The 20581-nt window shown below is 68.0% G+C and carries 20 protein-coding genes and 1 tRNA gene; 12 read left to right on the top strand and 9 right to left on the bottom strand.

Annotation, left to right across the window (positions count from 1 at the left end; translation table 11 throughout):
• Positions 1-260: 260 nt before the first annotated feature.
• Both VFW04_15220 and VFW04_15215 read right to left on the bottom strand, forming a co-directional pair.
• On the bottom strand, positions 261-2117 hold the full coding sequence (locus VFW04_15220) for a Plug domain-containing protein (protein HEX5180685.1): 1857 nt from the start codon (positions 2115-2117) through the stop codon (positions 261-263).
• Between the two features lie 38 nt (positions 2118-2155).
• Positions 2156-3637, bottom strand: coding sequence for a leucyl aminopeptidase (locus tag VFW04_15215; GenBank protein ID HEX5180684.1), 1482 nt, complete (start codon positions 3635-3637; stop codon positions 2156-2158).
• Between the two features lie 334 nt (positions 3638-3971).
• Between VFW04_15215 and VFW04_15210 the strand changes: the two genes are divergently transcribed.
• Both VFW04_15210 and VFW04_15205 read left to right on the top strand, forming a co-directional pair.
• Entirely contained in the window at positions 3972-4376 is a 405-nt protein-coding gene (locus tag VFW04_15210) for a DUF3052 domain-containing protein (protein ID HEX5180683.1), read from the top strand.
• A gap of 33 nt (positions 4377-4409) precedes the next feature.
• Entirely contained in the window at positions 4410-5477 is a 1068-nt protein-coding gene (locus VFW04_15205; protein ID HEX5180682.1) for an NADH:flavin oxidoreductase/NADH oxidase, read from the top strand.
• A gap of 18 nt (positions 5478-5495) precedes the next feature.
• On the opposite strand, the gene VFW04_15200 is transcribed toward VFW04_15205, so the two are convergent.
• From VFW04_15200 to VFW04_15170, 7 genes are all read right to left on the bottom strand, one after another.
• Positions 5496-6572 carry an SPFH domain-containing protein gene (locus VFW04_15200; protein ID HEX5180681.1) on the bottom strand — a complete coding sequence of 359 codons (1077 nt, stop codon included), beginning with the start codon at positions 6570-6572 and terminating at the stop codon, positions 5496-5498.
• 25 nt (positions 6573-6597) lie between these two features.
• Positions 6598-7335 (bottom strand): zinc ribbon domain-containing protein, encoded by a 738-nt coding sequence (locus VFW04_15195; protein HEX5180680.1) that lies wholly within the window; start codon positions 7333-7335, stop codon positions 6598-6600.
• A 124-nt stretch (positions 7336-7459) separates the two neighbouring features.
• A complete protein-coding gene (locus VFW04_15190; GenBank protein HEX5180679.1) occupies positions 7460-8983 on the bottom strand; it encodes a M20/M25/M40 family metallo-hydrolase in 1524 nt (507 codons plus the stop codon).
• 96 nt (positions 8984-9079) lie between these two features.
• Positions 9080-9163 (bottom strand) — tRNA-Leu (locus VFW04_15185).
• A gap of 126 nt (positions 9164-9289) precedes the next feature.
• A complete protein-coding gene (locus tag VFW04_15180; GenBank protein HEX5180678.1) occupies positions 9290-9829 on the bottom strand; it encodes a Spy/CpxP family protein refolding chaperone in 540 nt (179 codons plus the stop codon).
• On the bottom strand, positions 9826-10485 hold the full coding sequence (locus VFW04_15175; GenBank protein HEX5180677.1) for a zf-HC2 domain-containing protein: 660 nt from the start codon (positions 10483-10485) through the stop codon (positions 9826-9828). The genes VFW04_15180 and VFW04_15175 overlap by 4 nt, the downstream gene beginning before the upstream one ends.
• On the bottom strand, positions 10478-11032 hold the full coding sequence (locus VFW04_15170; GenBank protein ID HEX5180676.1) for an RNA polymerase sigma factor: 555 nt from the start codon (positions 11030-11032) through the stop codon (positions 10478-10480). Before VFW04_15170 ends, VFW04_15175 begins: the two co-directional genes overlap by 8 nt.
• Positions 11033-11147: 115 nt before the next feature.
• Between VFW04_15170 and VFW04_15165 the strand changes: the two genes are divergently transcribed.
• The 10 genes from VFW04_15165 (at position 11148) to VFW04_15120 (ending at position 20572) form a co-directional block, all read left to right on the top strand.
• A complete protein-coding gene (locus VFW04_15165) occupies positions 11148-11771 on the top strand; it encodes a TetR/AcrR family transcriptional regulator (GenBank protein HEX5180675.1) in 624 nt (207 codons plus the stop codon).
• A 65-nt stretch (positions 11772-11836) separates the two neighbouring features.
• Positions 11837-12652 carry an enoyl-CoA hydratase/isomerase family protein gene (locus VFW04_15160; protein HEX5180674.1) on the top strand — a complete coding sequence of 272 codons (816 nt, stop codon included), beginning with the start codon at positions 11837-11839 and terminating at the stop codon, positions 12650-12652.
• A 9-nt stretch (positions 12653-12661) separates the two neighbouring features.
• Positions 12662-14125, top strand: a complete 1464-nt coding sequence (locus tag VFW04_15155) for an aldehyde dehydrogenase family protein (GenBank protein HEX5180673.1) — start codon at positions 12662-12664, stop codon at positions 14123-14125.
• Positions 14122-15324, top strand: a complete 1203-nt coding sequence (locus VFW04_15150) for a thiolase family protein (GenBank protein HEX5180672.1) — start codon at positions 14122-14124, stop codon at positions 15322-15324. The genes VFW04_15155 and VFW04_15150 overlap by 4 nt, the downstream gene beginning before the upstream one ends.
• Positions 15321-16121, top strand: a complete 801-nt coding sequence (locus tag VFW04_15145; protein ID HEX5180671.1) for an enoyl-CoA hydratase/isomerase family protein — start codon at positions 15321-15323, stop codon at positions 16119-16121. The genes VFW04_15150 and VFW04_15145 overlap by 4 nt, the downstream gene beginning before the upstream one ends.
• Positions 16122-16179: 58 nt before the next feature.
• Positions 16180-17295, top strand: coding sequence for a Phenylacetic acid catabolic protein (locus tag VFW04_15140; protein HEX5180670.1), 1116 nt, complete (start codon positions 16180-16182; stop codon positions 17293-17295).
• The gene (locus VFW04_15135; protein ID HEX5180669.1) at positions 17285-18049 is read left to right on the top strand and encodes a glycerophosphodiester phosphodiesterase family protein; all 765 of its coding nucleotides are present in this window, start codon (positions 17285-17287) and stop codon (positions 18047-18049) included. Before VFW04_15140 ends, VFW04_15135 begins: the two co-directional genes overlap by 11 nt.
• Entirely contained in the window at positions 18046-18915 is an 870-nt protein-coding gene (locus VFW04_15130) for a 3-hydroxyacyl-CoA dehydrogenase family protein (protein HEX5180668.1), read from the top strand. The genes VFW04_15135 and VFW04_15130 overlap by 4 nt, the downstream gene beginning before the upstream one ends.
• On the top strand, positions 18912-19694 hold the full coding sequence (locus VFW04_15125) for an enoyl-CoA hydratase-related protein (GenBank protein ID HEX5180667.1): 783 nt from the start codon (positions 18912-18914) through the stop codon (positions 19692-19694). The genes VFW04_15130 and VFW04_15125 overlap by 4 nt, the downstream gene beginning before the upstream one ends.
• Complete coding sequence (locus tag VFW04_15120) at positions 19691-20572, top strand: amidohydrolase family protein (protein ID HEX5180666.1); 882 nt, start codon at positions 19691-19693, stop codon at positions 20570-20572. Before VFW04_15125 ends, VFW04_15120 begins: the two co-directional genes overlap by 4 nt.
• Positions 20573-20581: the final 9 nt, after the last annotated feature.

Raw genomic sequence — 20581 nt, 5'->3', positions numbered from 1 at the left:
ATGCGCCGACCCCATCTCTTACATCCTCGTCGTTATCCTTTTGAGCCTTTGTCGTAGATGCCTCCATGTGGCGTTTGGGCGGCGCCTCGCCACGCGGTCACTGCCTGCGCGCCTCAGGGCTCAGTACGCCTTCCCACACCTCGAGATCACCCGCACGAAATCCCGAAGATCCTTTTTTTTCTTCTTTATGGATGCTTTGTCCGTTGTGTCATGTTTTGTCCGCGTCTTCATGAGCGGAGCACTCTACGGATACACGCCTTTCAGTCCCAGAACTGCCACCGCACACCGTACGTGAGGAGCTGTCGCGGCTGCGCGTAGCCCGGGACGATTTCGTAGATCGGCGGGTTGATGCCGTAGGTCGAGTGGAAAAAGATCACCGCGTCGAGAATACGAACCTCGATGCTCCCGACCAGCACGTGGCTGAACAACGCGAACGGCGCGTTGTTGTTGAACGTTTCGTCCGATGTGGTGGTGGGAAAGAGCACGTTCTGCCGGAACTCGTGCGCGATCGACCCGCGAAACCCGAAGTTGCCGCTCGGGAAGCGGCTCAGCCACTTCGTGTCGAGATACAGTTCTTCGCGCGTCTGCACCTGCGGCCGATAGTATCCGTTGTTCGAGTAGCGCACGGCCCAAACGTCGGCGCCGATGTCCTTGTAGAACTTGCCGCGGATCGTGCCGTAAATGCCTGTGGCCGCGGCTGCGCGTTGGGCAGCGAAGCTCGTGTCGTACGCGGGAAGTCCGGGCACGAGCGCGGCGTCGCGCCTCAGGATGCCGCCCGTGAGCCAGGTGCCGAGCACCTTGATGCCGGCTTCGAGCCTAACGGCAACCTGTTCCCCGCCGTCCGCCCCGCCGCCGTGCCGGTGCGTCACCGCGCCGGTGACCGAAAAGAAGTCCAGCGGCGTAAAGCGCGCCGACGCCTCTTCCGTCGACGTCGTATCGGGTCCGCGATAATCGGCAAAGAACGAGACCGCCAATTCCTTGCGCTCGTATGCGAGCCGGGCCTCGAGCGAGTTCATCGTCGAGTTAGGCAGGATGTGCAGCCGGTCGGCGGCGCTCAGCCGCAGACCCCACCGCGTGAAACCGCCCGTGGCCACGAGCTGCTCGGCCGACGCCGTTGTGTCGGCGGAGTCCGCCGGCGCGAACTCGAGCTGCGGATGAAAGTTCGAGTGTTCGGCGAACTGCTGCGCCGCGACCATCACCTGTGCCCACGATCCGGAATCCGGATCGCCGTAGCCCGCGCGCAGGTACGCATCGGTGCGCGTGCGATCCTGCTCGGGGACGACGCCGTTCGTGTTGGTCACGAGGTCCATGTCCTGTTCGTCGCGCGTGCGGCTCGACCGGACCGCGTACCCGTCGATGCTCCAGGGACCCTTTGCCCAACCGAGCCGGCCCGTGAGCGCGAGCTCGTCACCGCCGCCGATGGTGGGATCGCTGTTGGTGCCGTACTGCTGTCCGGTCAGCTGCAGCGCCATCCCGTTGCCGTATCGCTTGCCGTAGAAGCCGCGATACAGGTTCGTGCCCTCGTCGCCCGTCAAGACATCGACGCGGGTGTTGGTCGACGTGCGCTGCACGCGCCAGCTGCGAAGATAGACGCGCAGCTCGTCCGCACCGCGCTCCACCGACACATCCTCGAGCGAGTAGAGCTGTACCTCGGACGGGTCTAACGCGCCCGGCGAGCGCGGATCCAGGTTCTCGACTTCGACGCCGTCGTAGAAAAATCGGATGCGCGCGGGATTCCCGAGGTACGCGGCGTACTGCGGGGATGTGATCCAGCCCGATCGGAAGGTCGTGACGCCGGGAATGAGCTTCAGCAAATCGAGGAGGTTGACGGCGCCGGTGGCGAAGAATTGGTCGCGGTCCCAGTGATACTGCGCGCCGATGCCCACGAGGTCGGGGACCTCGGCGTGGGCGAGAGGCGCTTTGATCGTGTCCTTGGGGATCTGCGTCGTGTCGCTGGCCGTGTCGGACTTGGTCGTATCCGCGTGTGCGGTATCCGACGGCATCGGCACTGCGTGCGCGCTCGTGTCGGCGCGGGTGGTATCCGCGCGTGTCGTGTCGTGCGGCGCCGGCACCGTCTGCGCGGCCGCCGTCCCGGCGACGGCGAGCGCGAGCAGCACGGCCCACGGCGCGCGCCTAACCGAACGGCGAGCGCCGGTCAGCGCGCCCTCCGCCGCACCAGCTCGACGAACGTGCCCACCGGAACGCCGGTCGGGCCCTTCGGGATGTACGTGAGGTCGGATTCCGAGTAGGCGGTGCCGGCAATGTCGAGGTGCACCCACGGAAACTCCTCGGCGAATTCCTTGAGGAACATCGCCGCGGTGCACGCCCCGGCGGGACGCCCGCCGGAATTCTTGATGTCGGCGACGTCGCTCTTGATGAGGTCCTTGTAGTCGTCGTAGAGCGGCAGCCGCCAGCCGGGCTCGCCGGCGCGCATGCCCGCGGCGAGCACGTCGGCGACCAGCCCATCGTCCGTGCCGAACACGCCGCTGGCCGTGTGGCCTAACGCAATCACGCAGGCGCCGGTGAGCGTCGCGGCATCGACCACCGCCGAGGGAGAGAACCGCCGCGCGTACGACAACACGTCCGCCAGCACCAGCCGCCCCTCGGCGTCGGTATTGATCACTTCGATGCTCTTGCCGAGATGGCTGCGCACCACGTCGCCGGGATTGACGGCGGTGCCCGACGGCATGTTGGTCGTGCTCCCGACGAGCCCGATGACGTTCACCGGCAGCGCGAGCCGCGCGATCGCGTCCATCGCGCCTAACACACCGGCCGCGCCGCACATGTCGAACTTCATGGCCTCCATGCCCTGCGCCGGCTTGATCGAGATCCCGCCCGAGTCGAAACACAGCCCCTTGCCCACGAGCGCGATCGGTTGCGCGTCCGCGCGTCCGCGACGGTACTCGAGCGCGATCAACTTCGGATCCTGCGGCGTCCCCTGCGCGACGCAGAGAAACGATCCCATCTTCTCCTGCTCGAGCTCGGCGCGGCCGAGGACGGTGACCTGCATTTGGTGACGCGCGGCGATCTCTCGCGCGACGCCGGCGAGATAGTCCGGTGTGCACAGGTTGCCCGGCATCATGGCGAGCCGGCGGGCGAGCGCCATTCCCTCGCCGATCGCCATTCCGCGCTCGACAGCTTGCGGCGCCGCCTCGTCATCGCACAGAATCACGGCCGACTCGAGCTCTGGGCGACGCTCATCCGCCGGCGGCGGCGTCTTCAGGTCGGCGTATTCCCAGGCGCCGGCCAGCAGTCCCACCGTCACCGCTTCGACCGATTCGTCGCCGCGGCTGCCGTCGTACCAGGCGAGCGCAGCCGCCCCGAGCTTTCGCGCATGGCGCGCCGCGATGCTCGCCGCGCGGCGCAGCGCGCCGGCGGCGTCCGACGGATCGCCTAACCCAACCAGCAGCACGCGCTGCGGGTTCGCCATTCCCGCGGCGCCCGCCAGGTGCAGCACCTCATCGCGCGCGCCGCGGAACTCGCGGCGATCCAGGGTGCGGGACAGCGCTCCGCCCAGCTTCGCGTCGAGCGCCGCGAGACCGGGCGCCACAGTCGGATGTTTTCGCAACGCCAGGACGAGCAGCGGAACATCGACGGAGTCGGCGGCGGACCGGCGTGTGCTGACACGAAGGGGCATTGTCCGGGCTCCACAGTGAGCAACGGAGCGAACGCGGCAGTGCCGCGCGCGCTCCGGCAGGTGATGAACCGAATCTCACGCGAGCACCGCGAACCCCGATAGGCGCGGGCTGAGGCGAGAGGCCGAAATCCGCTGGAAGTTACCGCGGTTTCTACCACACGGAACCCCTGTGGTTCCGGCCGTATTGCACCAGGTGACCGGCGTGTGTCCGGACGCCCATACCGGCGCAGCCGCCTTCGCCTAACGGATAGCCGTTCGGCCGGCTGCACTCATTGTATTGAATTGAGGCGCGGGACGCAGCAAACTTGCCCGGGCACACCTTGTGGAGGGAGACATGGCTGCGTATTCCGGGACACCGCTCGTCGCCAAGCTCGGCATCAAAGCCGGCATGTCGCTGCACGCATCCGGTGCGCCCGGCGACTACGCCGCCCTGCTCCACCCGCTCCCCGATGGCGTGACGCTCGTCGCCCGCGCGACGCGGAACACGGACATCGTGCACGTGTTCGCAACGCACGCGGCGCAGCTCGGGACAGCACTCGAGCGATACCGCCGGACGCTGGGCCCATCGGCGACGGTCTGGGTGTCGTGGCCGAAGCAGTCGGCCAGGGTGGCAACGGACATCACCGAAGACACGGTGCGCGCGCTCGCGCTTCCTCTCGGTTTCGTCGACGTGAAAGTGTGCGCCGTGGATGACACCTGGTCGGGGCTCAAGCTCGTGGTCAGAAAAGCGCTGCGATAACGTCCCTCCCTCGTCGACCCGTTCACATCACGCATGTCTCTCTTTGCCCCACTGACGCTGCGCGGCGTCGCGCTGCGCAATCGGATCGTCGTCTCGCCCATGTGCCAGTACTCGAGCACCGACGGCTTGGCGACGGACTGGCACCTCGTGCACCTCGGCCAGTTTGCGTCGGGCGGCGCATCCATGGTCCTAACGGAAGCCACCGCCGTCACCCGGGACGGGCGCATCAGTCCGCAGGACCTCGGTATCTGGGATGACGCACACGTGGAGATGCTGGCGCGCATCGGGCGGTTCGTAAAATCGCAGGGCGCGGTGTTCGGGATGCAGCTGGCGCACGCGGGTCGCAAGGCGAGCACCGGCCGGCCCTGGGAAGACGGCGGGCCGGTGGGTGTCGATGCGGGAGGCTGGACGCATCTCACGGCGCCGAGCGCGCTGCCCTTTGCCGAGAAGTATCAGACGCCGGATGCGTTGGACACCCGCGGGATCGCGCGCATCGTGTCGGCGTTTCGCGAGGCGGCCGCACGCGCGCTGGCAGCCGGCATGGACGCGCTGGAGCTGCACGCGGCGCACGGATACCTGCTGCACCAATTTCTATCGCCGTTATCGAACGTGCGCACCGACAGCTACGGCGGCTCGTTCGAGAATCGGATCCGCCTCACGCTCGAGGTGGCGGCGGGCGTGCGCGAGGTATGGCCGGAGCGCTTGCCGCTTCTAACGCGGCTGTCGGTGACGGACTGGCGCGACGACGGCTGGACGGTCGACGAGTCGATCGCGCTGGCTCGCCGGTTAGGCGAATCGGGCGTCGATGCCATCGACTGCAGCTCAGGCGGCGTCGTGCCGCATGTGCAGATTCCCACCGGCCCGGGCTACCACGTTGGATTCGCGGAGCGGATCCGGCGGGAGTCCGGTGTCCGAACGGCGGTGGTGGGCTTCATCACGGGTGCGGCGCAGGCCGATACGATCGTGCGCTCGGGCCAGGCGGATCTGGTGGTGATGGCGCGCGAGCTGTTGCGCCACCCGCACTGGCCCCTCGATGCCGCGCGCGAGCTCGGCCAGGAGGTGCGGTGGCCGCCGCAATATCTGCGGGCGAAACCCCGCTGATGGATGGCCGCCGGCTGCCTAACGGTTAGGCGGGAACAGCGCTGCCAGCTCCGGAACCTGGCCGGCCGCCGTCCACCCTGTCATGCCGTGCCGCCACACCAGGGTCTCGGCGGTCAGCGTGCCCGGCGCTGCGAGCGCGCTCTGATCCACCGGTCCTCTGCGCTCGCCGCCCACGGCATAGTACCAGGCAACCGCGGGGAGCGGCGGCGGCTCGTACGCGCCCACCACCGGGGCCGGCGCTGCGGCTGCCGCGGCGGCGCGCTGTCCGAGCGCCGCGCCCATACCGATACCCACGCCGGCTGCCGCGCCGCCGCTTGGATTGCGCGCCGCATCGCGAATCGCATCGGCGCTCTGCAGCTGTGTGTACGTATCGAGCTGCCCGCGGAGCATACTCATGCGCGTCTGTTGATCGAGCGTCGACTCGACCTCCGACGGCAGTGAGACGTTCTCGATCACGAATTGCGTGATGCTCAACCCGTATTGGTCGAACTGCGGCGCCACGCGCTGCTGGACCGCCGCGCCGACCTCGGCGTACTTTGCCGACAGCTCGTAGATCGAGATGCTGCCCTCGGCGAGGACGCCGCTGACTTTGGCAACGATCAGGTCGCGCATCTGGTCGGCGATGCGATCGGTCGCGAAGTCGCCCGTCGTACCGCTCAGTTGCTCGACGAACTTGCGCGGGTTGACGAGGCGCATGGCGTAGGTGCCGTAGGCGCGCAGGCGAACCGGTCCCAGTTGGGCATCGCGTACGATCACCGGGTTGGTCGTGCCCCACTTCTGGTCGACGAATTGCCGCGTGCTGAGGAAGAGCACGTCCGCCTTGAACGGACTCGCGAAGCCGTATTTCCATCCTTCGAACCGCGACAACACCGGCATGTTGGCGGTCGAGAGCTCGTGGCGGCCGGGCTGGTAGACGTCGGCGATACGTCCCTGGTCGATGAGCATCGCCGTCTGCGCGGGCCGAACGATGAGCTGGGCGCCGTTCTTGATTTCGTTGTTGGGGCGCGAGAACCGCCAGGCCATCGTCGTATCGGTCTGGTCGGGCCATTCGATGATGTCGACCAGCTCGCCGCTGATGAAGTCTCGTAGCGTCATTGGGGCTCCGGTGTGCCGCAGGTGGTCAATGGAAAATCGCGTCGAGGAGCGAGCGCAGCGTGACGGCCTGCCCACCCGCCTGCACGTTTACGGTGATCGATCGGACGCCGAGCGCGCTCGCCGCGCCCGCGCGCAGCAGGCCCGGGTCGACAAAGCCTAACGCACGCTGCTCGAGCGCGCGCTGCGCATCATCGTTCTGGCGCATCTGCTGCATGCCGCCCTTGGCGATGAAATCCAGCACGCCGCGCAGCTCATCCTTCTCGAACCACACGCCGTGCGTCTTGCAGACGTCGATGACGATGCCCGACGAATGCGCAAAGTTGACGCGGTTCATCACCTTCCCGCAGTCGGGGCAGTGGACGTAGCGGACGGGTGCGCCGGGCGCGACGCGCGTCGCGCCGGGCAAACATCCTGTCGCGGCGGCGACGAGGCCGCGGGCATCCTTGTCGGTACAGAGTGCGGTAAAGGCATCGGGCGACAGCCACGAGCTGCCACACTTGGAGCACTGGTGCATGGTCGTCGGCCCTACTTGCACCGCCGGCATGTCGCCGTTGCATCCCGGGCAATGGAGCACTGGTCCGCCGACGGCGCTCGGATCGATGACTTTCGCGCCGCAGTGCGGACAGAACTGCGAGCCGACGATCATGGATCCCATGCACGCGGGGCATGCGACCGTCGCGAGGCGCGAGCCGCAATAGACGCATTGCGTGGCATCGGGCTGCGCGGGCGCGCCGCAGTTGGGACAGTTGAGTGACGAGGGCACTGGTGTCCGGCGAGTCGTGAGCGAGAATTCGAGAGCGGTCCTCTCGAAAGGACGTCGAGTCGGGCGGTCGAGTCACACCCGTCGGTACAAACCGACTCTGCGCCCAGCGGCGCCGACTACGATGTCACCACCTCAGCTCACCGATCATGGCGGCGTAGGCGTCGATGCCGTCCCAGATGTTCTGGAGGCGAATGTTCTCGTTGGCCGCGTGCTGATTGTCGTCGTGGTTCGCTACCGGCAGACCCACCAGCGGCTCGTGAAAGAGATCATCGAAGACATAGAGCGGCACGCTGCCGCCGAGCGTCGGCACGACCGCGACCGGCCGATCGGATGCGCGTCCGGCGGCCGCGATCACGGCGCGGGCGGCGGGCGACGACATGCTCGAGCGGAAGGCAGCATAGCCGACGTCCCAGTCGAGCTTGATGATCTTTGCGTGGGCGCGCCGCGTGGCGGAGTCGGGCGTGTCGGTGACGATGGTCCATCCGGTCGCGTGGAGAAACGCCTCGAGCTGCGCGCGCACGGTGTCCGGTTTCTGGTTAGGCACGAGCCGGAAGTCCATCGAGACTTCGGCGTCGACGGGAATCGCGTTGGTCGCTGCGCCGCCCACCGACCCGGCTCTGATCCCGCGCACGTTGAGCGCCGGCCGCATGAGCGCGTCCATCAAACTGCCGGGCGACTCGCTGCGGCCAATCTGGAATTCGTCCTTCAATTCGGACTCGACCGGCGGCAACGCGGCGATCGCCTGGCGCTCGGCGCGCGTTTCCGGGCGGACATCGCGCATGAACCCGGGAATGCGCACGCGGCCGTCGGGCGTCCGCAGCTCGGCGATCAGCTCGGCGGCCATGGCCGCCGGGTTCGGCACCCAGTTGCCGTAGTGTCCGTCGTGCAGCGCGCGGATCGGGCCGTAGATCGTGGCATCGAATCCGGTGGTGCCCCGGGCGCCGAAGTAGAGCAGCGGTAGTCCCGACTGGTAGACGGGTCCATCGCCGATGAGCCAGAGATCCGAGGCCAGCGCGCCGCGGTTGGCAAGCAGGATGTCCCGCAGATGCGGGGAGCCGGCTTCTTCCTCGCCTTCCCAGATGACCTTGATGTTCACCGCCGGCTTTTTGCCTAACGCTTTGAGCGCGTCGAACGCGGCGAGGAACGCGATTTCGGAGACCTTGTCGTCGCCGGTCGAGCGTCCGTAGAGGCGCCACTCGCCGTCGTAGGGCGGCGCCGAGGCCGCCAGGTCGACGACGCGTCCGCCCGCGCCTAACGTTCCCGTGCGCAGGACCGGCGCGAACGGAGGCGTCGCCCACTGGGACGGGGTGACCGGCTGCCCGTCGTAGTGCGCGTAGAATACGACGGTGCGCGTAGCGCCCGGCGTGGTGAGCGACCCGAACACGACCGGCGGCGCTTGGGGCACGCTGAGCAGCCGGGCGTCGAACCCGCGCGACCGCAGCTGCTGCTCGAGGAAGGCGGCCGCTGCCGCGGTGCCCGAGGGGTCCGCCGCAACACTTGGAAAGCGCAGCAGACTGTCGAACTGCGCGATGATCTCTTGCTCGTGGGCGGCCCGCCATGCATCCACCTGGCGTTTGAGTCCGTCGCCGGGCGTCGTGCTGCCGCACAGCGCGGCTGCGATGAGCATCGCGGACAGTCGTGCTCGCATGGTACGTGGTGGATGCGGGGGGAAGTCGCAGACGCGAACGCAGCGCACGGGCGGCGCGGATGGCAACCCGGACCGGCGTTGTGCCTAACGTGGAAGTGCCCGAGGCGAGAATCGAACTCGCATGCCGTTGCCGGCGCGGGATTTTGAGTCCCGTGCGTCTACCAGTTCCGCCACCCGGGCGCGAGGCGCAATCTAGCGCCCCGGTGAGTTCGGCTCAACCGCATGAAGCACGCGCCGACCGACGCAATTTCCTGCGGAGGGCAACTGACTGGCCGCCCCTTCCCTCCCCTCGAGAGCGCAGCGACGCTAGCGCGGGCGGACTCTCGTGTCTCGTCCCTGTTGCCGCTGGAGTTGACGCTGCCGCATCTGCGTGACTCGCCTGCGGACCTGCTCCTGGAGCGCCGCGTACTTGGCGCGCTGTACCGGCGTCAAGAAGCCGGACAGGTCCTTCTGCTCCTCGCGAAAAAGCTGCAACCGAGACTGCTGGACGTCGGTCAGCTGGTCGAGATAGCCGGCGACTTTGGCCTGATCCGCCTTGTCGCCTAACTCCAGCTCGCCGCGCAGCGACAGGCGCAGGTAGCGCTCGCGCTGGTTGAGGGTGCGGCGCGGCGCTTCGTACTTGCGGTTCACCGCTTGCAGCTGCGCGTACTGGTCGTCGGTGAGCTGCAGCTGGCGGCGCACCACCTGGCCTAACCGCAGGCGAAGCTGCTGCTCGAGCTGGCGCCGCTCCGGCGTCTCCGTGCCGGCGGCCGTGTCGGGCGCCGGCTCGGTGGCCTGTTGGGCGGCGGCGGACGCGCTGCCGGCCACGAGCAGCATCGCGAGCATGGTCAGCGAGCGGCGCATCATTGCACACCGCCGTCGTCGATCTGATAACTCATCGGCGCGGGGTCGGCGTCCGGGACGGCCGAGAGACTATCCAGCGACTGGAGCAGCATCCGCATGTCGCCGTCGGACAGGTCGGTCACGCCGCCATCCATGACGAGACCGGGTCGGCTGGCGAGCAGCGTCGGCGGCGCCGGCGGCGCGGCCACGGCATGTGAATGGCTCGGCCCGCGCGGCCCCGCGGCCACCACGGTGGGCGCGGCGGCCGTCGAGTCGACGTGCGACGGCGCGGCTGCCACCGGAAGCGCGGGCGCGCCCGGGAGGCGATGCACGAGCAGCCAGCCGCTCACGCCGAGCGCCGCGATGACCAACGCCGCGGCGATGCGCCACGCGGCGCGCCGGCCGGCCCGAGGCGCGGCGCGGGGAGCCAGCTGCCTAACGTTAGGCTCGGCCGGCGCCGCCGCCCGCGAGGCGGCCAGCGCCGCCGCGATCCGGGCCGCATCCACCTGCGGCGCGGTCGACAACGCGCGCCGCATGGAGCGCAGGAGCTCGAGCTCTTCCGCGCACGCGGCGCATGACGCGACGTGCCGCGCCACCTCGGCGCGCGTCGCCGGGTCCAACCGCTCGTGGAGCAGGTCGGGCAAGCGATCCCGCATGTCGTCCCGCGGACACTCACTCATCGAGAAACTCCTTGATCGCGCGCATGGCGTTATGGTAGTGTACCCGCGCCGCGCCCTCCGTGCTGGACACGACGGCCGCGATCTCCTTGTACGACATCCCCTCGGTCACCCGCAGCGTGAACACGTCGCGCTGCATCGGCGTCAACGCCGCCACCGCGCGCCGCATCCGCGCCTCCATTTCATCGGCCACCGCCACGTCTAACGCGTCGTGCTCGGTGGCCGCGTGCCAGTCTTCGATCGCCACCACGTCGCGCCGGCCCTTCCGGCTGCGCGCCCGGTCGCGCACGAGATTGCGGGCGATCGTGAACAGCCACGTCCGGAGCGAGCTCTCGCCGCGAAACCCATCCAGCGACGCAAAGGCACGGACGAACGTGTCCTGGACGACCTCCTCCACCTCGCGCCGTTCGCCTAACGCAGCGACGAACCGCGCCAGCGGCGTCGCGTGCCGCTCCACGAGGAGCGTCGCCGCCCGCTCGTCCCCGCTCCGCCAGCGAGCGATGAGCGCGTCGTCATCCGGCTCATCGGCCGTCCGCCTGGGCTCAGTCATCCCGTCGCTCAGTGAGACGCAGCCCGCGGCCCGGTGTTAAGGATCGCTTGACGCCCCCTTTTTCCGGGCATAGGTTGCAGTTGAACGATCGTTCGAAAGCCTGCTGGGGGGTGGAATGGCTGGACCGACCCGGGATCAGAAGCTCGACTCGCTCCTCTCCGCCGCGGCAAAGGTGTTCGCCGAGCGGGGCTACCATGAAACGAGCATGCGGGACCTGGCCCGTGCGTCGGGCGTGTCGCTGGCGGGCGTGTACTACTACGTCCAGAGCAAGGAAGAACTGCTCTACCTCATCCAGAGCCGCAACTTCGAGGCGGTGCTTGCCGGGATGCGCGCCTCGCTCCACGGCGTGACCGATCCGATCGAGCGCATCGGCCGGTTCATCGACAACCATCTCGACTACTTCGTCGCGCATATGGCGGAGATGAAGGTGTTGTCGCACGAGGCCGGCGCGTTGTCGGGCGACTATTTGCAGAAGGTGAACGAGATGAAGCGCCAGTACACGCGGGCGCTCATGGATGTGCTGGCCGACGTCGAGCGCGCGCACGGACCGGCGCACCTGAATCGGCGCGTGGCGGCGTATTCGCTCTTCGGGATGATGAACTGGATTTACAACTGGTACGATCCGTTGGGTGATGTCGGCGTCGAGATGCTGAGTCAGAACATCTGCCACCTGTTCCTGGGTGGATACGTGGGGCTGCCGGTGTCCGATGCCGCGCTGCCCCGGTCGTCGGCGGGATGACACTGGTCGCGTTCCACAGCCGGTGCGCGACAATACCATGGACTCTTTACACCCGAGGTTGATCGATGGCTACCGCCACAGTAACTGACCGCGAGTCGGCGACGCTGGTCACGTACAGCCAGGATGGCAACATCGCGATCATCGAGCTGAACGATCCGCCGGCCAACACGTACACGCACGAGATGATGCGGCAGTTGGACGAATGCATTCTGAGGGCGCGGTTCGACAACACCGTGCAGGTGATCATTCTTCGCGGTGCGGGCAACAAGTTCTTCTCGGCGGGCGCGAACATCAACATGCTCAACGAGATGGATCCGACGTTCAAGTACTACTTCTGTCTGCACGCGAACGAGACGTTGAGCCGCCTCGAGCAGACGCCCAAGCTCGTGATCGCGGCGATCAACGGGCACTGCGTGGGCGGCGGTCTCGAGATCGCGATGGCGTGCGACATTCGGTTGGCCAAACAGGACGCCGGCAAGATCGGGCTGCCCGAGGTGAACCTGGGCGTGCTTCCGGGCACGGGCGGCACGCAGCGGCTGGCGCGGTTGGTCGGCAAGGCGAAGTCGATCGAGCTCATGGTGACGGGGCGGACGTTCTCGTTCGAGGAAGCGCAGACGTTAGGCATCGTGAACGAGGTGTATCCGAAGGACAACTGGTGGGAAAGCGTGCTGCTGTACGCGCGGCAGTTCTGTCTGCCCAACAAGGCGGCGATGGCGGTCGGGCACATCAAGCGGTCGGTGCAGTCGGGCGCCGAGGTCCCGCTCGAGTATGGGCTGGCGATGGAGCGCGAGCTGCAGAGCCTGTTGTTCAAGAGTCTCGACGCGAAGGAAGGCATCGGGTCGTACGTCGAGAAGCGGCAGCCGACGTTCAAGGGCAAGTAGGCGCCGGCGATGACGGCAGTGGAAACGGAGCGGTTCCCCACGCGGCTCATCATTCACGGTGAGCCGGTGGAGGCATCCTCGGGCAAATCGTTCGGGGTGGTGAACCCGGCGACGGAAGCGACGATTGCGCACGTCGCCGAGGCCGGCGTGGACGACGTGCATCGCGCGGTGGAGTCGGCGCGGCGCACGTTCGAGAGCGACGCCTGGCGCAGCCTGTCGGCGCGGGGGCGCGGGCAGATGCTGTATCGGTTAGGCGAGCTCTGTCTGGCCCACAAGGACGAGCTGGCGCGCCTCGAGACGCTCAACAACGGGAAACCCATCTTCGAAAGCGCGATCGATCTTCGCCTAACAGCCGAGACGTTCATGTATTACGGCGGGTGGGCGGACAAGGTGTATGGGGAGACGATCCCCGTGGACGGGCCGTTCCTCAATTACACGCTGCGCGAGCCGTTAGGCGTGATCGGCGCCATCGTGCCGTGGAACTTCCCGATGTCGCTCGCGGCGTGGAAGATCGGGCCGGCGCTCGCGTGCGGGAACACGATCGTGCTCAAGCCGTCGGAGGAGACGCCGTTCACCGCGCTGCGCATGGCCGAGCTGGCGCTCGAGGCCGGGTTCCCGGCGGGCGCGTTCAACTGCGTGCCGGGGCCGGGTCGCGTGGCCGGCATGGCGTTGGTACAGCACGAGGGCGTGGACAAGATCGCGTTCACGGGCTCGACCGAGGTGGGCAAGGAGATCATGCGCGCTGCGGCCGGCACGGTGAAGAAGATGTCGATGGAGTTGGGCGGGAAGTCGCCGAACATCGTGTACGCCGATGCCGATCTGGATGCGGCGGCGCGCGGCGCGCTCACCGGTATTTTCTACGGCAAGGGAGAGGTCTGCGCCGCGGGCTCGCGCCTGCTCGTGGAAGCCGAGATCGAGGACGCGCTGCGCGGCAAGATGCTCGAGCGCGCCAGGAAAATGGTGGCCGGCGATCCGCTCAACCCCAAGACCCGGTTAGGCGCAATCGTCTCCAGGGCCCAGATGGAGCGCGTCCTCGGCTACATCGAGAGCGGCCGCAAGGAAGGCGCGACGCTGCTCACGGGCGGCGAGCGGGTGCCGGTGAACGGGAAAGGCTATTTCGTTGCGCCGACGATCTTCGGCGACGTGGATCCCGGCATGACCATCGCGCGGGAAGAGATCTTCGGCCCGGTGCTGGCGATGATGACGTTCCGGGGCGGAATGGATGGCGCGATTCCGTTAGCCAACGACACGATCTACGGCCTCGCCGCCGGCATCTGGACGCGCGACATCAAGAAGGCGCTGCGCACGGCGCGGGCGGTGCGCGCGGGCACGGTGTGGGTGAACACGTACAACATGTACGACGCCGGCTCGCCGTTCGGCGGCTACAAGCAGTCGGGATTCGGACGGGAGCTGGGATCGTACGCGCTCGACGGATACACGCAGGTGAAGTCGGTGTGGGTGGATCTCTCGTGAGTGCTCCGGTGATCGTCGCCGCGCTCCGGACGCCGATCGGCCGTCATGGCGGCGCGCTCGCACGCGTCAGGCCGGACGATCTGGCGGCGGGCGTGATTCGCGCGCTCGTCGAACGCACCGGCATCGCGCCGTCGAGCATCGACGACGTCATTCTGGGCTGCGCGAACCAGGCCGGCGAGGACAACCGGAATGTGGCGCGCATGGCATCGCTACTGGCGGGGTTGCCGGTGGAGATTCCGGGGCAGACGGTCAACCGCTTGTGCGGTTCCGGCCTGCAGGCGGTGGCGAGCGCGGCGCAGGCGATTCGCGCCGGTGAAGGCGACGTGTTCGTCGCGGGCGGGGTCGAGAGCATGTCGCGCTCGCCCTGGGTCATGCTCAAGCCGGAGGAAGGATTTCCCCGCTCCGCTCCGGTCGCGGCGGACACGACGGTCGGCTGGCGGTTCACGAATCCGAAGATGCCGCGCGAGTGGACGATTTCGTTAGGCGAGACGGCAGAGGAAGTGGCGAAGCGCTGCGGCGTGTCGCGCGAGGAACAGGATGCGTTCGCGGTCGAGAGCCAGCGGCGAGCGGCGTGCGCGATGGCCGATGGGCGCTTCGATGAGGAGATCGTGCCGGTGACGGCGCCGGGACGCCGCGGTGACGCGACCGTCGTGTCCCGCGACGAACATCCGCGTCCCGACGTGACGATGCAGAGTCTCGCGGCCATGAAGCCGGCGTTCGTGAAACAGAACGGCACCGTCACCGCGGGGTCGTCGAGCGGGATCAACGATGGCGCGAGCGCGCTCGTCGTCATGTCGGAGCCGGCGGCGCAGCGCGCCGGGCTTCAGCCGATGGCGCGGATCGTCGCGTCGGCGGTGGCCGGGGTATCGCCCGAGGTGATGGGGTTAGGTCCGGTGCCGGCGACGCGCAAGGCGCTGGCGCGAGCGGGCCTGCGGATGTCGGACATCGATCTGGTCGAGCTCAACGAAGCGTTCGCGTCGCAGTCGGTGGCGTGCATGCGTGAGCTTGGATGCGACCCCGCGCGCACGAACGTGAACGGCGGCGCGATTGCGTTGGGTCATCCGTTAGGCGCGTCGGGCGCCCGGGTGCTGACGACGCTGGTGCACGAGATGCGGCGGCGGGAGGCGGCGCGCGGGCTGGCGACGATGTGCATCGGCGTCGGCCAGGGGATCGCGATGGTCGTGGAGCGCGTGCGATGAGCTACGAGCACATTCGCGTCGAGCGCGAGGATGGCATCGGGACGCTGATCCTCAACCGCCCCGACAAACTGAATGCGTTTGCCGGGACGATGCGCCGGGAAGTGGCTGATGCGTTGGACGAGCTGGAGGACGACGACGCCGTGCGCGTGATCGTGCTCACCGGCGCGGGGCGTGCGTTCTGCGCCGGCGCCGACATCGGCTACATGTCCGAGCTCATCGCCGCACGCGACGAAGCGGCGATGGCGGCACTGGTCGAAGCCGGCCGGCGCGTGGTCCTGACGATGCGGGCGTCGGCCAAACCGGTGATCGGCAGCATCAACGGTCCGGCGGCGGGCGGCGGCGCCAACCTCGCCCTGGCCTGCGACCTCCGCATCGCCAGCGACCGCGCTTCGTTAGGCCAAACGTTCAACCGCATCGGCCTGCATCCCGATTGGGGCGGCACGTACTTCCTGCCGCGACTGGTCGGTCCCGCGAAAGCGCTCGAGTTGTTCTGGCTGGCCGAGATGGTCGACGCGGCCGAAGGGCTGCGCCTCGGGCTGTTCAACCGCGTGGTGCCGCACGATGCGTTAGGCACCGAGACGCGTGCGCTGGCGGCGGCGCTCGCCGCCAAGCCGCCCCTGGCCATCGCGATGGCCAAGCGCGCGGTGTACGCGTCGCTCGAGCGGTCGCTGCCCGAGATGCTCGACTATGAGCTGGACGCGCAGCTCCGGTGCTTCCGGAGCGGCGATGCGGTGGAAGGCATCACGGCGTTCCTGGAGAAGCGGCGGCCGGCGTTCGGTCAGTCGGCGGCCCGTTGACACGCCGGCCCCGGTAGGCGTAGGGGCCGGAGGCAGTTCACCAGAGGAGCACCACATCATGGCGTTGACGAAAATCACGAACTTCGACGACTGGGTGGACCTGTTCAAGGTCTGGCAGGACGACATCGGTCTCGAGGCCAGGGAGCTCAAGGATTACAAGTTCGACGTGAAGCTCGGCGATCTGGACGTGCCGGAGATCGAGTTCGGCCACTACCGCGGCAATCACAAGTGGCCCACCGTGATGCACATCCCGGATCAGCGCATCCGCGACGCGCTGCAGACGCTCATCATCTTTCAGGGCGACACCGAGTTCGCGTCGGTGGAGCAGCAGCGCGCGCTGCTCGAGCACGCGCCGAGCGACTACGATTTGCTCGCGATCTATCGGGTGATGGCGGAGGAGATGCGGCACGGATGGCAGATGTCGTATCTGCTCGTGTCGCACTTCGGGGATGAGGGCAAGCGCGAAGCCGAAAAGCTGCTCCAGCGCCGCGCCGACGAGCACGAGCGCCTGTTAGGCTCGTTCAACGAGAGCGTCGAGAACTGGCTCGACTTCTTCGCCTACACCGAGTTCATCGATCGCGACGGCAAGTACCAGCTCCAGATGATGTCGACGTCGGCGTTCGCGCCGCTGTCGCGATCGATGAAGCCGATGTTGCGCGAGGAGTCGTTCCATTTAGGCACGGGCAACAACGGCCTCCTGCGCATCATCAAGGCGGGGCGCATTCCGACCGACGTCATGCAGCGCTACTTCAACAAGTGGGTATCGACGGCGTTCGACCTGTTCGGCACCGATGGATCGTCGTCGGCGCAGTGGGCGTACACGTGGGGGCTCAAGGGGCGGTTCGACGAGCGGACGAACCCGCAGTCGCCGGACCCGGCGCGTCTCAACGAGTACGCACGCGAGTTGTACCGGCAGGAGGTCCAGGGGTTGATCGACCGGCTGAACCTGCACGTGCCGGAACATCAGCCCAAGCTCAAGGTGCCGAGCATCAAGTTCAACCGGCGCATCGGCCAGTACAAAGGGCAGACGTTCAACCTGGACGGGGAGCCGATTCCGCGCGAGGGTTACAAGGCGTATGTGGAATCGGTGATGCCGACGGCGGCGGACCGCGAGCTGTTGCGCTCGATCTTCAAGGAGAACGACTGGATCCAGCCCAAGAAGAGTGACGACTAACGCAAGTGAACTGGGGCCGGGCGCGGGGCCGGCGCGCCGGCCGGGTCCCCTGCTCATCGGGCACCGCGGCGCGCCGCGGGAGCGGCCGGAGAACACGCTGCCGTCGTTCATGCGCGCGCTCGAGCTGGGCGCGGACGGCATCGAGCTCGATGTGCACGCCACGAAAGACGGCGTGGTGGTGGTCCACCACGACGAGGTGCCCCGCGCGGCGGCGCCGAGCGGCCGCCTAACGGGAAAGCGCATCGATGCGCTGACGTTCGATGAGCTGCAGGGCTTTTCGGTGCGCGGCATGGCGCTCATCCCGACGCTTGCCGAAGTGTTGGCGGCGGTGCGCGGGCGCGCCGACGTGTTCATCGAGCTCAAAGGCGCGGGCGTGGAAGCGGCCGCGGTCGACGCGATACGGAAATCGCCTTCCCCGGGCCGATGCGCGGTGCACAGCTTCGACCACGAGGCGGTGCGGCGGGCCCATGCGATCGCGCCGGAGATTCGCGGGGGGATCCTGTTCGACCGTGCGCTGGGCGACGTACCGGCGGCGATGCGTGCCGCCGACGCGCTCGACGCGTGGCCGCGGTGGGATCTCATCGATGCCGGGCTGGTGGCGGCGGTGCACGGCGCCGGCGGGCGCGTGATCGCCTGGACGGTGAACCGGACCGAGCCGGCGGCCGCGCTGGCTGCGTTAGGCGTGGACGGCCTGTGTACGGATCATCTTCCCCTCCTGCAGCAGGTCCTGCGGCCGGCGGCGCTGTCGTCGTGACGCGCACCATGCCGGTCGTTGCCGTCATCGGCGCGGGCACGATGGGCCACGGCATTGCCTACGTGGCCGCGCTCGCCGGCTGCCGCGTATGCCTAACAGACGTCAGCGCCGAAGAGCTGGCGCGCGCCGTCCAGGCGATCGGCCGGGCCTTCGACAAGGCGATCGACAAGGGCAAGTGCACGGCCGCCGAGCGGGACGCGGCCCTGGTGCGGCTCGCGACCGCGCCGACGCCCGAGGAATGCGCCGCCGACGCAACCATCGTCATCGAGGCCATCCCCGAACGCATCGTGCTCAAGCAGGAGCTGTTCGCGCGGCTGGAGCGCGTCGTCGCGGACGACACGCTGCTGGCCAGCAATACATCGTCGCTGTCGATCTCGGCGATCGCCGGCCCGCTCCGCCATCCGGAGCGCGCGTTGGGCATGCACTTCTTCAATCCGGTGCCGGTGATGAAGCTGCTCGAGATCGTCAGCGGCCACGCGACGAGCGCGGACGCGGTGGCGCGGGCGCGCGCGTTCGCATCGCTCCTCGGCAAGGAGGCGATCGTCGTTCGCGACACACCGGGGTTCGCGACCAGCCGGTTGGGCGTCGTCCTGGGGCTCGAAGCGATCCGCATGCTCGAGCAGGGCGTCGCCTCGGCCGCCGACATCGACCGGGCCATGGAGCTGGGCTACAATCATCCCATGGGTCCGCTCCGCCTGACGGACATCGTGGGACTCGACGTGCGGCTGGCGATCGCCGAGCACCTGTACGAGACGCTGCGCGATGACACGTATCGGCCGCCGGCGCTCTTGCGCGACAAGGTGGCGCGCGGCGAGTTAGGCAAAAAGACGGGCCAGGGGTTCTACACGTGGGAGACGACGGGATGAGCGACGGCGGCGTGGTGATACACGAAGTGCGCGGGCGGGCAATGCTGATCACGATCAACCGCCCGGAAAAGCGCAACGCGCTCGACCGCCAGGTGCGGTCCGAGTTTCTCGACGCGATCGCGGCGGCGCGGGCGAACGACGCGGTGCGCGCGATCGTCGTGACGGGCGCGGGCGACAAGGCTTTCGTGGCCGGCGCCGACATCAGCGAATTCGAAGAGCGCACGACGGTCGAGCAATGGCGTGTCATGAAGGGCCCGACGATCTTCGACGCGATCGAGCGCTGCCCCACGCCGGTGATCGCCGCCGTCAACGGCTACTGCCTGGGCGGCGGCATGGAGCTCGCGCTCTCCTGCGACATTCGCATCGCGAGTGCGTCGGCGCGGTTCGGGCAGCCCGAGGTGAATCTGGGCATCATTCCCGGCGGCGGCGGCACCCAACGCCTGCCGCGCATCGTCGGGTTAGGCGCGGCGCTCAAGATGATTCTGACCGGCGAGATGATCGGCGCCGACGAGGCGCTCCGGTTAGGCTTGGTGAACGAAGTGCTCGACCCCAGTGCCCTGCTCGACCGCGCGCTGGCGCTCGCCGAGACCATCGCGGCCAAAAGTCCCGTGGCCGTGGCGGCGGCAAAGGAAGCCACACGTGCCGCGCTCAATCTTCCGTTGGACGATGGGCTCAAGCTCGAGACCGCGCTGTTCCAGCTGTGCTTCGCGAGCGACGACCGCGCCGAAGGTGTGCGCGCGTTTCTGGAGAAGCGCGCCGCGCAGTTCACCGGGAAATGAGCGGCGCCGCCGCGACCGACCAGCGGTACGTCGTCACCGATTTCCACATCCACATCCAGCCGTGGCGGCAGCTCAAGCCGGCGGTAATGGAGACGATGCGGCGCGGGAAGGAGCAGCACTTCGAGTTTCTGCTCGCCTTGATGGATGATCCGCGGTTGCTGCTCTCGATCATGGACGAGCAGGGCATCCAGCGGGTGGGCATGGTGAATTATCCGAGTCCCAACATCATGGGATTCGGCGACGACACGAATGACTTCGCCGCACGCTACGCGCAGGCCGATCCGTCGCGGCTGCTGCCGTACGGCGGCGTGGATCCCGTCACCACCCGCGACGCCGCCGGCGGCGTGGCCCGGCTGCTCGAGTTAGGCACGCGCGTGCTCAAGCTGCACCCGCCGCACCAGGCGTTCGCGGCCAACGATTACACGCGCGGGCTCGATGCGCTCGCGACCATTTACAAGACGTGTGAAGATCGCGGGCTGCCGGTGCTGGTGCACACGGGCACGAGCATCTTCCCGGGCGCGCGCAGCAAGTACGGGAACCCGATGGAGCTCGACGATGTGGCGATCGATTTTCCGGATCTGCGATTGATCATGGCGCACGGCGGCCGGCCGCTGTACATGAAGGAGGCGTTCTTCATTCTGCGCCGGCACAAGCACGTGTGGCTCGACCTGTCGGGCATTCCGCCGCGTTCGTTGCTCGAGTATTTCCCGCGGATCGAGGAGCTCGGGTCCCAGCTGCTCTGGGGGACGGATTGGCCGAGTCCCGGCGTGGAGAGCATGAAGAAGAACGTCGACCAGTTTCTGGCGTTGCCGTTGGCAGAGCGGGTCAAGCGCGCGGCGCTGGAAACGAACGCGCAGCGGTTGTTGCCCGCGCGGTGACCCTGGCGA

It is taken from the genome of Gemmatimonadaceae bacterium, assembly GCA_036273715.1.
Classification (GTDB): domain Bacteria; phylum Gemmatimonadota; class Gemmatimonadetes; order Gemmatimonadales; family Gemmatimonadaceae; genus JADGGM01.
This window is presented reverse-complemented; position numbering and strand designations above follow the sequence as displayed.

Bases quoted from the DNA above. Each gene is read 5' to 3' on its own strand.
- VFW04_15190 (HEX5180679.1), bottom strand. From the start codon at position 8,983: ATGCGAGCACGACTGTCCGCGATGCTCATCGCAGCCGCGCTGTGCGGC.
- VFW04_15145 (HEX5180671.1), top strand. From the start codon at position 15,321: ATGAGCTACGAGCACATTCGCGTCGAGCGCGAGGATGGCATCGGGACG.
- VFW04_15140 (HEX5180670.1), top strand. From the start codon at position 16,180: ATGGCGTTGACGAAAATCACGAACTTCGACGACTGGGTGGACCTGTTC.
- VFW04_15160 (HEX5180674.1), top strand. From the start codon at position 11,837: ATGGCTACCGCCACAGTAACTGACCGCGAGTCGGCGACGCTGGTCACG.
- VFW04_15200 (HEX5180681.1), bottom strand. From the start codon at position 6,572: ATGACGCTACGAGACTTCATCAGCGGCGAGCTGGTCGACATCATCGAA.
- VFW04_15210 (HEX5180683.1), top strand. From the start codon at position 3,972: ATGGCTGCGTATTCCGGGACACCGCTCGTCGCCAAGCTCGGCATCAAA.
- VFW04_15180 (HEX5180678.1), bottom strand. From the start codon at position 9,829: ATGATGCGCCGCTCGCTGACCATGCTCGCGATGCTGCTCGTGGCCGGC.
- VFW04_15165 (HEX5180675.1), top strand. From the start codon at position 11,148: ATGGCTGGACCGACCCGGGATCAGAAGCTCGACTCGCTCCTCTCCGCC.
- VFW04_15125 (HEX5180667.1), top strand. From the start codon at position 18,912: ATGAGCGACGGCGGCGTGGTGATACACGAAGTGCGCGGGCGGGCAATG.
- VFW04_15215 (HEX5180684.1), bottom strand. From the start codon at position 3,637: ATGCCCCTTCGTGTCAGCACACGCCGGTCCGCCGCCGACTCCGTCGAT.
- VFW04_15120 (HEX5180666.1), top strand. From the start codon at position 19,691: ATGAGCGGCGCCGCCGCGACCGACCAGCGGTACGTCGTCACCGATTTC.
- VFW04_15155 (HEX5180673.1), top strand. From the start codon at position 12,662: ATGACGGCAGTGGAAACGGAGCGGTTCCCCACGCGGCTCATCATTCAC.
- VFW04_15175 (HEX5180677.1), bottom strand. From the start codon at position 10,485: ATGAGTGAGTGTCCGCGGGACGACATGCGGGATCGCTTGCCCGACCTG.
- VFW04_15170 (HEX5180676.1), bottom strand. From the start codon at position 11,032: ATGACTGAGCCCAGGCGGACGGCCGATGAGCCGGATGACGACGCGCTC.
- VFW04_15205 (HEX5180682.1), top strand. From the start codon at position 4,410: ATGTCTCTCTTTGCCCCACTGACGCTGCGCGGCGTCGCGCTGCGCAAT.